At 44.0% G+C, this 16,398-nt stretch carries 1 protein-coding gene; it reads right to left on the reverse strand.

Translation table 11 applies throughout. From position 1 onward, the window contains the following. A partial coding sequence (locus U0R11_RS13445) for a beta strand repeat-containing protein (protein WP_406752327.1) occupies positions 1 to 16,398 on the reverse strand: 16,398 nt, incomplete at both ends.

Consider the following 16,398-nt stretch of genomic DNA (forward strand, 5'->3'; position numbering starts at 1 on the left):
GGGTGAAGGTAAAGGTTCCTGCACCAGCATTACCTGTGAATTTCAGACCTAAACTAGTCAAGTTCGCAACTCCACTGCTGAAGTCTGCTGCATTATTCAATATAGTTGTTCCAGACAATCCAGTGATTGCTCCTGTTAAAGTAGTCGTTACCGTAATATTATTGCCGGATGCATTGAAGTTCGTTACGGTATTTCCATAAGCATCTAGTGCCGTTAACGTATTCGTTCCTGTGAAGGCAGTGCCATTCACTTGTGGGCTTGTTAAGCTTACTGCTAACTTGCTGAAGCTTGTTGCAGAAACTGTAACAGATAATCGATCCGCTCCAGCAGCCACGATTGTTCCGTCAGTAGCTGCAATCGTGGCAGATTCTGCTTTGTACAAGTTCATGCTTGCGGTAGCTACACCATTCGTAAATGTTAAGCTGGTTCCTGTTCCAAAATCAGTACTCGCTACTGTTGGGGCTGTACTTGGACTTGAAGAACTATTCGCTCCTGAGAAGGTGATGCTATGAGAACCTGTGTATGTCGTTGCCGTATTTCCACTGGCATCTTTGGCTGTTAAAGTAATTGTCTGAGTCCCACCTGCTGTTTGAGTTCCTGTACCTGTTACTACTAATTTGGTCGCAGTTCCTGAATTAATCGTGATGGATGAACTAGTCACAGCGGTACCGGTGGCAGGGGTAAAAGTAAAGGTACCAGAACCTACGGCTCCTGTATATTTTAACCATCCAGAAATATCAGCTACACCATTCACAAATCGTTCAGGAGCTAAAATCACATCTCCTCCAACAAAACCAGAAATTGTTCCAGATAAGCTGGTCGTTACTGTAATATGGTTTAATGCGGCATTAAAAGTGGTTACTGTATTTCCATAAGCATCTAAGGCTGTTAGGTTATTGGTACCTGTAAATGATACCCCACTAACTTGTGGGCTAGTTAAACTGACAGTTAATTTAGAGAAAGCAGTTGCACCCACAGTGACAGATAATCGATCTGCTCCTGTGGTTGTAATTGCTCCTTGCGTTGCAACAATAACCGCTGATTCTGCTTTGAATAAAGACATTGAGGCTGATGCCACTCCCGAGGTGAAGCTTAGCGTGGTCGCAGTTCCAAAATTGGTACTAGCGACTGTAGGAGCTGTAGCAGGACTAGATGAACTAGCTGCTCCTGAGAATGTAATGGATTTACTTCCTGTATAACCTGTAGCCGTATTTCCTGAAACATCTTTGGCCGTAATGGTTATCGTTTGAGCTCCACCAGCTGTTTGCGTACTATTTCCAGTCACCACAAACTTAGTAGCATCTCCTGGCAAAATATCACCGGAGTCAGTACCTGTAGCTCCAGAAGCTGAAGTAAATACCAAGGCTCCCGTTCCCGAGTTTCCTGTTAAGGTTAATTTGTTGGTCAAGTTAGATACACCATTAACAAAATCAGCGGCAGAATTCAATACATTTCCTCCTGACAAACCTGAGATGACAATGCCCACATCGGGAACACCTGTTACGGTAATGATATTTTGAGAAGCATCAAAATCTGTTACCGTATTTCCATATGCATCTTGAGCAGTAATGGTATTCACTCCTGTCCATGCGACAGCATTAATTTGAGGAGACGTTAAGTCAACCGCAAATTTGCTTAATGTACTAGGGCTAACTGTCACCGAAAGACGATCGCCTCCACTGGATGAAATAGTTCCATCGGTAGCAGAAACAGTAGCAGATTCCGCTTTGTATAATCTCATGGATGCCGTAGCTACTCCATTGGTAAATGTTAAGCTAGTACCTGTACCAAAATTAGTTCCAGCTACGGTCGGTGCTGTGCTTGGACTCAATGAACTTGCTGCACCAGAGAAAGTGATGGTATGAGAACCAGTATATGTTGTGGCAGTATTGCCATTCGCATCTTTCGCAGTTACGGTAATGGTTTGTGTTCCTCCAGCAGTTAATGTACCTGTGCCAGTTACAACCAATTTAGTAGCAGCACCCGCAGCAAAGGTAATTGTCGACTGGGTTTGAGACCCGCCTCCACTTTTCACGGCTATTCCACCGATCGTTGCTACAAATACACCTGAACCAGCTGTGCTTGGCGATGTAACTGTAGCGGTATAATTTCCATTACCGGCATCAGTCACGGAACTAATGGATCCTAAACCTGATTGTTTCGTAATCGTTACGCTTGCTCCTCCTGCACCAATGTTATTTCCATTGGCATCCTTAGCCGTAACCGTTAATGTCTGTGTGGTCACTCCATCGGCTGTAATGCTGGCACTCGTTGGTGTCAACGTAGTAATAGCGGCATCAATGGCACCTGGCACATAAGTTACAGTAGCTTCGGTTTGAACACCTGAACCACTTTTTACTTCTGCCCCACCGATGGTTGCTACGAATACGCCAGACCCTGAGGCACTAGCCGCCGTGACAGTAGCTGTATAAGTTCCATTTCCTACATCACTTACGGCGCTGATTGAACCAGTACCTGATAATTTGGACATGATCACAGTGGATCCACCCGATGTTAAGTTATTCCCAAATTCATCTTTTGCCCGAACTGTCAGTAGTTGAGTACTTGCTCCATCCGCCGTGATACTAGCAGAAATAGGCAATAAAGTAGAAATAGCTGCATCCACACTGGCTGGATTGACAGTGATGTTATCTGATGCATCCAAAATACCGGTAGCTCCATCGGCGCTTGGAGTCGCATCGGAAACAGACACCGTATAATTTCCAGCCAAGGTATTTCTGAACCAGAAATTGGCAATAGAATCTCCATCCGCAATGTTCACCGAGGTAATAATGCTTCCGTTGTTTGCTGTACTATGGAAAGTACCACCTGTACTGTATAAATACACAGTTTGTGCTCCTACGGTATTTGATAAATTAGCAACATCACGACGAGAAACAGTATAAGCCGCTCTTGTACCAGCGGCGATATTAGCTGGTGCATTAATCACAAACTTAGTCGTTCCTGCTGTTTCACCTGCATAAAAATCGCCCAATGAAGTAAATCCTGTACTTTGTACTGAAGTTCCTGTTCTGGTTCCTGCATTTCCTACTGACCAAACATCACTTAATTTTTTTCTAACAATGAGAGCAGCTGTGTTGGCGCTTCCTTGTACATCTCCTCCGACATAATTCAAGGTTGCATCCAAAGAACTGTAAGTACCTGAAGTATTATCTAAATCATTGATCGTCCAATAACGGTTGATGTATTTGGACTGACTGATACCTGATCCTACTGCCGGAGCCGAACCTGGCACCGTAGTGGAAGTAGTAATGGTTAAATTACCTGATCTTCCAGCAAAAGATAAACTCAATGGAGCATAGTTTCCTGAATCACCAATTGGGAAACTCACCGCACTGGAGTTTTGAGGTATACCTCTAGCCAATTTACCATGAACGTATCTAGCACTACTAGCACCTGAAATACTTGCTCCACTGGTTAATGTTAATATATTTCCACCATTGGTCACCACTTTCCCATTTTGGAATGTCAAGGTACCATTGATTAACACATCCGAATCTAAGGCAATACCTGAAGCTGCATTGACCGTTAAATTACCTAATTGACGTGAGCCAGATTTAAAGCTGAATGTGGGTGTTCCCGATGTGGTATTTACGACCAAATTAGAACTTGAACTACCCAGTAAATTTCCAGTAATAGTCGACATAGACCCATTAAGCGTCAAGGTATTGCCGCCAATAGCTAAATCACCACTTGCTAAATTAAAGTTTTGAGCTACACTGATATTTCCATGCAAAGTCTGGGTCACACTTTGAGAAGTATTATTCCACTCCACATTCATGAAGTTCTGATCCAAACCTCCGGTTAATGCCGTATTAGTAATTCCGTTTACTTTTAATAAAGCATGGGTTCCTGCTCCTGCATTGCTTGTCCAAGTAGATGCTGGAATCACCCCTCCATTTCTAGCATGCTCATAAGTACCTCCGCGGAAGACTAATAATTCTGTTCCAGATTCTTTTACAAAAGTACCTCCAGAGTTTTTGAATGTACCTTGTGTGTGAATATTATTTGCAGCTATTGGATCTGAAGCATGTTTTAACGTTAATGTACTACCAGAAGGTAAGTCAAATACTCCATCGATAATTAAACTGTATAATTCAATATTGGTATTTAAAGTTGTAGTTATGCCTGAAGGAATTTTAACAATATCGTATTCTCCCTGTGATGTTTGAGTAGGCGCAACACTGGCACTAAACACCGTTCCACCGTCAGTGGACACTTCCCAACCTACAGATGTCCAGTTTCCACTTGATGTTGGTTGATAAATCGCTCCTTCTGTAATGGTGAACGAGCCTGTGGAACTAGCTGTCAAACTCATTCCAGAGATTGCCGTGGTCGTTACAATGGCATTGTTATTGTAGGTATACAAAGGTGTATTTCTCGTCGACTCCGTGAATCTCAAATAATCAATCAAGAATGAACTACTTCCTGAATTGATGGTAACAGTCACCGGATTTCCTAATAATACTCCACCTGCTGTGGTACGAACCAATTTATCTGTTTTATCTACACCACCAATGGTTAAGCCCAATTGTAAGGTTGTGTTGGTGCTTACATTGACTTGGTTACCATATGGATCTTGTACCAAAGCATTCAACGTTGCATTGTTAGACCCCATCGTTGGGTAAGCTGGTGATAAGCTGGTTGCCACCAATTTAGAAGCCGTAGCTCCACTAACGGTGACACTTAATTTATCTTCATTAGCTGATGAGCTCACAGTTCCATCGGTCACAGAAACAAGTGCAGATTCCGCTTTATACAAGATCATTGAAGCGGTACCCACCCCATTCGTGAAAGTCACCACAGTACTACTACCTAAATTAATGGCAGTCGAGTTTTTATTGGTAACCGTAGGTGCAGTCACAGGATTTGTGGAACTAGTTGCTCCTGAGAAAGTCAAGGATTTATCTCCCGAATATCCTGTCACCGTATTACCCTCAGTATCTTTGGCTGTCAGGGTTATGGTTTGTGCTGCTCCGGCTGTTTGTGACCCTGAGCCTGTAATGACCAATTTAGCCACTGTACCAGCACTGATGGTGACGTTTGCACTTGTTACCGCTGTTCCAGATGCTGGAGTAAACGTAAATGTTCCTGTTCCTGCATTTCCTGTAAAGATTAAACCTGCCACAGAAGAAACACCACTAGTGAAATCGCTTACATTATTTAATTTATTGGTACCTGTTAAACCCGTAATGGTACCTGTTAAAGTAGAAGTAAGGGTAATGTTGTTCGTGGCTGCATTAAAACCAGTGGCCACGTTGCCCCAGAAGTCATAAGCTGTTAAGGTATTGGTTCCCGTAAAGGATTGTCCACTTGTCTGAGGGCTTGTTAAACTTACCGTAAATTTAGTTCCAACACTTGGGTTAACGGTGATGGATAAACGATCACCACCCGTAGAAGCAGAAATGGAAGTGGCACTTGCCGTAATGAAGGTAGATTCTGCCTTATAAAGCGCCATACTACCTGTGGCAACTCCAGCCGTAAAGGTCATGGTAGTGGCTGTTCCAAAATTCACCGCAGCCGCTGTTTTATCGGTTACGGTTGGCACAGTCACCGGATTAGCGGATGAACTCGCTCCTGCAAAAGTAACATCGTGATCACCTGTGTAGGTCGTTACCGTATTACCATTGGCATCCTTTGCGGTAATGCTTATTGATTGAGTTCCTCCTGCTGTTTGACTTCCTGTACCTGTTACGACCAAACGCGTAACTGTACCAGCGCTCATGGTAACACTTCCACTAGTCACTGGTGTTCCAGAGGCTGGTGTAAAGGTAAATGTTCCTGTTCCAGCGGTTCCAGTAAATATCAATTTACTAGTTAAATTAGCCACACCAACACTAAAGTCTGCTACATTATTAATGAGGTTCGATCCATTCAATCCAGACACGGTACCTGTCAATGAAGAAGTTACCGTAATGGCATTGGTCGAAGCATTGAAGGTCGTAGCTACGTTGCCATAGGCATCATAAGCCGTCAATGTATTGGTTCCCGTGAAGGCTGTTCCTGAATTTTGAGGACTAGTTAAACTTACCGTAAACTTAGTAGCTACGCCATGACTAACCACTACCGTCAAACGATCACCACCAGTAGATGCGTTGATCCCAACTGCACTTGCGGCTATGTTAGCTGTTTCAACTTTATATAATTTCAAATCAGAAGTAGCTACCCCATTGCTAAATGCAATGCTGGTTGCTGTTCCAAAATCAATGGATGCACTCGTATTATCTGTAGCATTAGGTGCTGTTACTGGACTAGCCGAAGAGCTTGCTCCAGAGAATGTCAAGGCATGATTTCCGGTATATCCAGTAGCAGTGTTACCATTCGCATCCTTCGCCGTGATGGTCATGGTTTGAGTGGCTCCAGCCACTTGAGTTCCTGATCCTGTAATGACAAATTTGGTGGCAGCACCTGATCCAATGGTCACATTGGAACTTGTTACGCCAGTACCTGTAGTTGGAGTAAATGTAAATGTGCCCGTTCCAACAGTTCCCGAGAATATCAAACTTGAAGTTAAGTTGGCTACTCCAGCGGTGAAATCACCTGCACTGTTTAAAATATTCGTTCCCGATAGACCAGTAATAGTTCCTGTTAAAGAAGTAGTAACGGTAACTGGGTTGGTGGATGCATTATATAAAGAAGTATTTCCATAAGCATCTTGTGCCGTCAAGGTATTGGTTCCAGTAAAGGCCACTCCATTGGTTTGTGGACTTGTTAGACTTACCACAAATTTACTGAATGGTGATGCAGCCACTAGTACACCTAAACGATCCGCTCCAGATGTAGTAATGGCACTTTGCGTAGCTACCACATTGACTGTTTCAGCCTTGTATAAAACCATGCTGGCAGTAGCCACACCATTACTAAACGAAATAGTGGTGGCTGTGCCAAAATTAGTTCCTCCTACAGTTGGAACTGTTACGGGATTAGAAGAACTCGCTGCACCTGTAAATGTCACGGATTTAGTTCCTGTGTAAGCTGTAGCCGTATTGCCACTAGCATCTTTAGCCGTAATCGTAATGGTTTGAGCACTACCAGCCGTTTCAGTACCGCTTCCTGTAATCACAAATTTAGTAGCTGTACCTGGATTAACTACTCCATTAAATGATCCTGTGGCACCTCCTGTGGTAGAGGTAAAGGTGATGGTGCCAGAACCTGAAGTACCTGTATAAATTAATTTACCAGTCAAATCGGCTACTCCACTCACAAAATCCGAAATACTTGTCAATTTATCGGTACCAGACAAGCCTGTAATGGTTCCACCTAAATTAGTGGTGGCCGTTACATTGTTCGCCGAAGCATCAAATGTTAAGACCGCATTACCATAGGCATCCTCTGCTATCAGATTATTTACTCCTGTAAATGCTACTCCACTGGTTTGTGGGGTAGTGAAGGCTAATTCAAATTTATTTAATGTACTATGGCCAACAGTAACTGTCAAACGATCGGCTCCTGATGAAGCGATACTACCATCATTGGCCACAATATTTGCCACTGCCGCTTCATATAATATCATAGATACTGTAGCGACTCCATTCGTAAATGTCACATTGGTACTTGTTCCAAAATCAATACCTCCTACAGTAGGCGCTGTTTGCGGATTATGAGAAACATTAGCTCCAGAGAAAGTCAAGGCCTTCACTCCTGCGTAAGAAGTAACTGTATTTCCTTGGGCATCTTTGGCCGTTAAGGTGATTGTCTGACTAGAACCTGCAGTAATCGTTCCGGTTCCTGTAATCACTAATCGAGTAGCAGATCCGGTGTTTATAGTAACATTCCCGCTTGTACCTGTAGAACCGCTAGCCGCGGCAAAACTAAAAGTACCAGTACCTACCGTACCTGTGAATTTCAAACCTAAACTAGTTAGGTTAGCTACTCCACTGCTAAAGTCACCAGCTTGGTTCAATAAATTATTTACTCCTGAACCTAATCCGCTGATGGTTCCTGTTAAGGTACTTGTAACTGTTACAGGATCGGTATTGGCAGCAAAAGAAGTTACGGTATTTCCATAGGCATCTTGTGCCGTTAAGGTATTTGTTCCTGTGAAGGCCGAACCATTGGTTTGTGGACTTGCCAAACTAGCTACCAATTTATTTAATGTGGCAGCTGAAACGACTACACTTAAACGATCAGCACCTGAGGTTGTAACAGCCCCTTGTGTTGCCACTAAAAGTGCCGTTTCTGCTTTGTATAATTTCACTAAAGCAGTTCCAACACCATTGCTAAAGGTTACCACGGTGGCTGTACCAAAGTTAATATCGGCAAGATCCTTATCACGAGCCGTAGCTGCCGTGCTTGGGTTTATTGAGCTATTAGCTCCGGAGAATACAATCGACTTATCTCCCGTGTAAGCTGTGGCAGTATTTCCACTGGCATCCTTAGCTGTAATGGTGATGGTTTGATTAGCTCCCGCTGTTAAGGTACCTGTTCCAGTTACAATGAATTTCGTGGCAGCGCCTGCATTCATGACAACATTACTACTCGTAATAGCAGTACCTGTAGCTGGAGTAAAGGTAAAGGTCCCAGTTCCTACTGTTCCTGTAAATACTAAACCTAGGCTAGTCAAGTTCGCAACTCCACTGCTGAAGTCTGCTGCATTATTCAATATAGCTGTTCCAGACAATCCAGTGATCGCTCCTGTTAAAGTAGTCGTTACCGTAATATTATTGCCGGATGCATTGAAGTTCGTTACGGTATTTCCATAAGCATCTAGTGCCGTTAGCGTATTCGTTCCTGTGAAGGCCGTGCCATTCACTTGTGGACTCGCCAAGCTTACTGCTAACTTGCTGAAGCTGGCTGGCAATACTGTCACCGATAATTCATGTGAATTACCTGTCGCATTGATCGTTCCATCTGTCGCGGTCAACAAGGCACTCTCTGCTTTGTACAAGACCACCGATGCCGTTGCCACTCCATTCGTAAATACAATGCTTGTCGCTGTTCCAAAGTTCGTTCCGTTCGCTGTCGCTACCGTCACTGGACTGCTTGAACTATTCGCACCAGAGAAAGTTAAACTCTTCGTGCCTGCATATCCTGTGGCTGTATTATGACTCGCATCTACTGCTCTTATCGTGATCGTTTGGGCTTCCCCAGCATTCTGACTCGCAGATCCCGTAATCATCAAATGATCGGCGGCTCCAGAGTTGATCTGTACACTTCCACTCGTTACCGCTGTTCCACTTTGTGGCGTGAAGGTAAAGGTTCCAGTTCCTACTGTTCCTGTGAAGATCAATTGGCTTGTCAAGTTCGCTACACCTGCTGTGAAGTCGCCCGCACTAGTCAACTTATTTGTTCCTGATAATCCGGTGATTGCTCCTGTTAAGCTCGTTGTCACCGTGACATTATTCGCACTGGCATCAAAGCTAGCTACGGTATTACCATAGGCATCTTGAGCCGTTAAGGTATTCGTGCCAGTAAAGGCGGTACCCGTGATTTGTGGTGTCGCTAAGCTCACAGCTAATTTGCTGTAAGTAGCTGCACTCACTGTTACGGATAAACGATCTGCTCCGGTGCTTGTTACTCCACCTTGGGTAGCTACTAATTGCGCACTTTCTGCTCGATATAGTTTCACCAAGGCTGTTCCTACTCCACTGCTGAATGTTACAACAGTAGCTGTTCCAAAGTTAATATCAGCAAGATCCTTATCACGCGCTGTAGCAGCGGTGCTTGGATTGCTTGAACTATTCGCTCCTGAGAATACGATGGACTTATCTCCTGTGTATCCTGTGTCCGTATTACCGTTGACATCTTTGGCTGTAATTGTCAGGGTTTGACTTCCGCCCGCAGTTTGGGTTCCCGTCCCTGTTACAATAAACTTAGTTGCAGCACCTGGGTTTACCGTGATACTGGAACTTGTCACTGCTGTTCCTGTAGCTGGAGTGAAGGTAAATGTCCCTGCACCAACATTACCCGAGAATGTTAATCCTAGGCTAGTTAAATTCGCTACGCCACTGTTGAAATCTGAACCACTGGATAATATATTGGTTCCAGATAATCCAGAGATACTACCTGATAAACTGGTAGTCACGGTAACATTATTACCTGATGCATTAAAACTAGTTATGGTGTTACCATAAGCATCTTGAGCGGTTAAGGTATTCGTACCTGTAAAGGCAGTTGCATTTACTTGTGGACTTGCTAAGCTTACTACCAATTTGCTAAAACTTGTTTCAGAAACGGTTACCGACAAACGATCCGCACCTGCAGCAGCAATGGTTCCATCTGTGGCAGCAATCGTGGCAGATTCTGCTTTGTATAATACCATGGAAGCTGTTGCAACACCATTGGTAAATGTCAAACTAGTTCCTGTTCCAAACGCTGTTCCAGCAATCGTTGGTGCAGTTATTGGATTACCTGAACTATTCGCTCCTGAGAAAGTAATGGAATGAGAACCAGTATAAGCCGTTGCTGTATTTCCTTGTGCATCTTTGGCTGTTATAGAAATGGTTTGAGCCCCTCCTGCCGTTTGAGAACCAGTTCCTGTTATGACTAATTTGGTGGCCGTTCCTGCACTGATAGAAACCGAACCACTAGTAGCGGCCGTTCCTGATTGAGGAGTAAAAGTAAATGTTCCAGTACCAGAGGTACCTGTATATTTTAATCCTAAACTTGTCAAATTAGCAATACCTGAAACAAAATCTCCTGCGCTTGACAATTTATTCGTTCCTGATAATCCAGAAATAGAACCTGACAAGGTAGTCGTGACGGTCACATTATTGGCGCTAGCGTCAAAGGTCGTCACAGTATTTCCATAAGTATCCTTTGCTTCTAGTGTATTAGATCCCGTAAAGGCTACTCCGTTTACTTGTGGTGTAGCTAAGCTAGTTGTTAATTTAGCATAGGCTGCAGGACTTACTGTTACCGTCAATCGATCAGCCCCAGCACTTAGAATAATTCCGTTTGTTGCTGTGATGTTCGCTACCTCTGCTTTATACAAGACCATGCTGGCTGTTGCGACACCATTGCTAAAGTTTAATCCAATTTCTGTACCAAAGTTAGAACCTGCTACCGTAGGAACTGTCACAGGGCTAGGAGAACTAGCTGCTCCCGTGAAGGTAATATTATGTACACCCGTATATCCAGTGGCCGTGTTTCCACTCGCATCTTTGGCCGTGATGGTAATGGTCTGTGATCCACCAGCAGTTTGCGTACTAGAACCAGTTACTACTAATTTAGTGGCTGTACCTGAATTGATGATAACATTACTACTCGTTACTGCTGTACCTGTGGCTGGTGTAAATGTAAATGTACCTGTTCCTACCGTACCAGTAAAGACCATAGCACCCGTGATATTAGCCACACCACTCACAAAACGTCCTGCAGTTTGCATGACATTTCCGCCAGAAAAACCAGAAACTGTTCCACTTAAACTAGTGGTCACGGTAACTTGATTTTGAGAGGCATCAAACGAGGTAAAGGTATTACCATAAACATCTTGTGCCGTTACAGTATTTGTACCCGTAAAGGCTGTGCCACTAATTTGTGGACTGGCCAAACTAACGGCCAATTTACTGAAACTAGCTTCAGAAACTGCTACTGATAATCGATCTCCTCCAGTTGATGAAATACTTCCATCGGTGGTTGAAACGACAGCCGCTTCTGCTTTGTACAATTTCAAGCTAGCTGTAGCTACACCATTACTGAAGGTCAACACGGTAGCTGTACCAAAATTCACAGCACTGGCATTTTTATCAGTTACTGTAGGCGCAGTTACTGGGCTAGAAGAACTTAAAGCTCCAGAGAATGTCAAAGACTTATCTCCTGTATAAGTTAATGCGGTATTTCCACTGATGTCTTTGGCAGTTACCGTAATCGTTTGAGTTCCACCGGCTGTTTGGGAGGCATTACCCGTAACCACTAATTTAGTAGCTGCACCAGCCACAATATCTCCATTGGCTGTACCTGTTTTACCCGAAGCAGAGGTGAATGTGGCAGACCCTGTTCCAATGGTACCTGTAAAGGTAAATTGACCCGTTACATTGGCTACTCCACTTACGAAATCACCTGCACTATTCATGATATCACCTCCAGATAATCCAGAAATAACACCTGTTAAAGAACCTGTAGCTGTAATATTATCTGTTGCGGCATTGAAGCTTGTTACCGTATTTCCATATGCATCTTGGGCCGTAATCGTATTAGTCCCTGTAAAGGCAATTCCATTTGTTTGTGGTGAGGTAAAAGCAAGGGCAAATTTATCTAGCGTAGCTGGTGAAACAGTGACCGACAAACGATCTCCACCACTGGATAAAATAGTTCCGTCGGTAGCGGAGATAGTTGCTGCCTCTGCTTTGTACAAAACCATAGATCCTGTCGCCACACCCGCCGTAAAGGTCATGCTGGTGGCTGTTCCAAAATTGGTACCTGCTACGGTTGGAGCCGTGGATGGACTTGGTGAGCTTGTTGCTCCTGAGAAAGTAATGTTTTTAGCGCCTGTATATCCTGTAACCGTATTACCATTTGCATCTTTTGCTGTAACCGTAAGGGTTTGACTTCCACCTGCTGTTTGTGTTCCTGTTCCTGTGACTACTAATTTAGTCGCTGCACCAGCATTCATCGTAATGCTAGAGCTTGTTGCTGCAGTTCCTGATGCTGGTGTAAAGGTGAAGGTTCCTGATCCTATGGTTCCAGTGAATTTCAAACCTAAGCTGGTCAAGTTCGCTACTCCACTGCTAAAATCTCCCGCTTGATTCAATACATTGTTTACTCCAGATCCTAAACCAGTGATCGCTCCTGTCAAACTTGTCGTTACTGTTACGTTATTCGTATTGGCAGCAAAAGACGTTACCGTATTCCCATACGCATCTTGTGCCGTTAAAGTATTCGTTCCTGTAAAGGCTGTGCCGTTAACCTGTGGACTTGTTAAGCTTACTGCTAATTTGTTGAAGGCTGCCGCACTCACTGCTACAGTCAAGCGATCTGCTCCTGCGGCTGAAATACTTCCGTCGGTCACAGCCACGACAGCTGATTCTACGTTGTATAACTTCATGTTGGTCGTCACAGTACCCGAAGCAAAAGTCAAGGCGGTGGTGGTTCCAAAGGCGATATCCGCTGCTGCGGTATTGGTTACCTTAGGTGTCGTTACTGGCGCAGTAGAACTAGTTGCTCCTGAGAAAGTTAAGTTCTTAGAACCGGTATAAGTGGTTACCGTATTACCACTCGCATCTTTGGCGGTAATCGTAATTGAATTACTCGTTCCTGCTGTCTGAGAGGCTGATCCTGTTACCACCAATCGAGTGGCAGCTCCAGGATTGACTGTCACACTGGAACTAGTTATTGCTGTTCCTGATGCTGGCGTAAAGGTGAAGGTTCCAGCTCCTGAAGTACCTGTGAATTTCAAACCTAAGCTTGTTAAATTCGCGACTCCACTAGTAAAGTCTGCTCCATTATTCAATACGTTCGTTCCTGATAATCCAGTTATGGCTCCTGTCAAGGATGTTGTAACGGTCACATTATTCGTGGCAGCACTAAAACTGGTGACGGTATTTCCATAAGCATCTTGAGCCGTCAAGGTATTGGTTCCAGTAAAGGCGGTACCGTTAATTTGAGGACTTGTTAAACTTACAGCCAATTTAGTCATCGAAGATGGGCTCACTGTAACAGACAAACGATCACCACCAGCAGCTAAAATTGTTCCATCGGTAGCAGCAATTGTAGCTACTTCAGCTTGATATAAAACCAAGGATCCTGATGCTATCCCAGCACTAAAGTTTAAAGTGGTACTTGAGCCAAAATCCGTACTAGCCAATGTTGGAGCAGTAGAAGGATTTGATGAACTATTCGCCCCAGAGAATGTAATAGATTTATTACCTGAATAAGTTGTTGCTGTATTTCCACTAGCATCCTTAGCGGTAATAGTCAATGTTTGGGAAGCACCTGCTGTTTGAGAACCTGAACCTGATAAAACCAATTTAGTAGCAGCACCTGAGTTAATTACCACAACAACATTGCCCGTATATCCTCCTGTAGTAGAAGTAAATGTAAGCGTTGCAGAACCTGTCACTCCTGTATATTTAATACCTAATGCCGTTAAATCAGCCACGCCACCCACAAAATCTCCTGCTTGGTTTAATACATTATTGGTACCTGAACCTAAACCACTAATCACTCCTCCCAATGAATTTGTTACCGTTACCGCATTAGTTCCCGCATTGTAATTCACTGTATTTCCATAAGTATCTTGAGCTGTCAAGGTATTTGTACCTGTGAATCCTGAACCGTTGACTTGTGGACTAGTTAAATCGGCTGAGAATTTAGATAAGCTACTTGCACTAACAGTTACTGATAAACGATCTCCTCCTGAGGATGAAATGGTTCCATCAGTAGCAGAAATTGTCGCTGATTCTGCCTTATATAAAAGCATGCTTCCAGAAGCAACCCCAGCCGTAAAGGTTAAGTTTGCAGCTGAACCAAAATTAGTTCCAGCGAAAGTTGGACTGGTGCTTGGATTCGAAGAATTATTGGCTCCAGAAATGGTAATACTTTTAGTTCCAGTATAGGTTGTAGCTACGTTACCAGAAGCATCTTGGGCTGTGATTGTCAATGTTTGAGAACCTCCTGCCGTCTGAGTACCAGAACCACTTACTACTAATTTGGTAGCTTCTCCTGGATTAACCGTGATACTTGAACTCGTAGCAGCCGTTCCCGAAGCGGGCGTAAAGGTAAATGTTCCAGCACCTGTGGTTCCTGTGAATTTCAAACCTAAACTCGTTAAGTTGGCTACCCCACTCGTAAAGTCGCCTGCGCTACTTAATATATTTGTTCCTGATAAGCCTGTAATAGCTCCAGTTAATGATGTTGTTACTGTAATGTTATTTCCAGCTGCACTAAATCCTGTTACTGTGTTACCATAAGCATCTTGTGCTGTCAAAGTATTCGTTCCTGTGAAAGCTGTTCCATTAATCTGAGGGCTTGTTAGACTAACAGCCAATTTCGTCATACTAGAAGGACTTACTGCTACGGATAAACGATCGGCTCCACTGGCAGAAATTGAACCATCTGTTACAGATACCGTAGCCGACTCCGCTTTATACAGCACCATAGAAGCTGTGGCTACTCCAGCTGTAAAGGTGATGTTATTTGCACTTCCAAAGTTCGTTCCACCTACGGTTGGAGCCGTGGCAGGACTTAATGAACTATTAGCTCCTGAGAAGGTAAGTGATTTAGAACCTGTATACCCTGTCGCTGTATTTCCACTCGCATCTTTTGCCGTGATGGTTACTGTTTGTGCTCCCCCAGCGGTTTGAGTTCCTGTTCCAGTAATTACTAATTTAGTCGCAGCACCAGCATTCATCGTTATGCTGGAACTTGTTGCTGCTGTTCCTGAAGCTGGTGTAAAGGTGAATGTTCCAGCTCCTGAAGTTCCTGTGAATATCAAACCTAAGCCTGTCAAGTTCGCTACTCCGCTGCTAAAGTCGCCTGCACTACTTAATATGTTTGTTCCTGATAAGCCTGAAATAGCTCCTGTTAATGTGGTACTTACTGTTATGTTATTTCCTGCTGCACTAAATCCTGTTACTGTATTACCATAAGCATCTTGTGCGGTCAAGGTATTCGTTCCTGTAAAGGCAGTGCCGTTTGTCTGGGGACTCGTTAAGCTTACCGCCAATTTCGTCATCGTTGATGAACTCACCGTCACATTCAAAGTTCCTCCTGTATTGGAATTGATCGTTCCATCTGTGGCATTCACCGCAGCAGCTTCTGCTTTGTACAAGATCATGGACCCTGTAGCTACACCTGCCGTGAATGTCATGCTAGTGGCTGTTCCAAAGTTGGTTCCCGCTACCGTTGGTGTAGTGGCCGGACTAGGTGAAGCTAATGCGCCTGAGAAAGTAATGCTTTTAGCTCCGGTATAGGTCGTGGCTGTATTCCCACTCGCATCTTTGGCTGTTACTGTGACCGTCTGTGATCCTCCTGCTGTTTGTGTTCCTGTTCCTGTGACTACTAATTTTGTCGCTGCACCAGCATTCATCGTAATGCTAGAGCTTGTTGCTGCGGTTCCCGATGCAGGAGTAAATGTAAAGGTTCCTGATCCTATGGTTCCAGTGAATTTCAAGCCTAAGCTGGTCAAGTTCGCCACTCCACTCGAGAAGTTAGCTAATTGGTTAATCACATTATTTACTCCACTTCCCAATCCACTCACCGTTCCCGTTAAGCTCGTTGTTACGGTAATGTTATTGCCCGAAGCATCAAATCCTGTTACGGTATTACCATAAGCATCTTGAGCTGTCAAGGTATTCGTGCCTGTAAAGGCGGTGCCGTTTATCTGTGGACTCGCTAAGCTCACCGCCAATTTATTGAAGGCTGCCGCACTCACTGCTACAGTCAAGCGATCTGCTCCTGCGGCTGAAATACTTCCGTCGGTCACAGCCACAACAGCTG

This window comes from Aquirufa salirivi (assembly GCF_045310485.1).
Classification (GTDB): domain Bacteria; phylum Bacteroidota; class Bacteroidia; order Cytophagales; family Spirosomataceae; genus Aquirufa; species Aquirufa salirivi.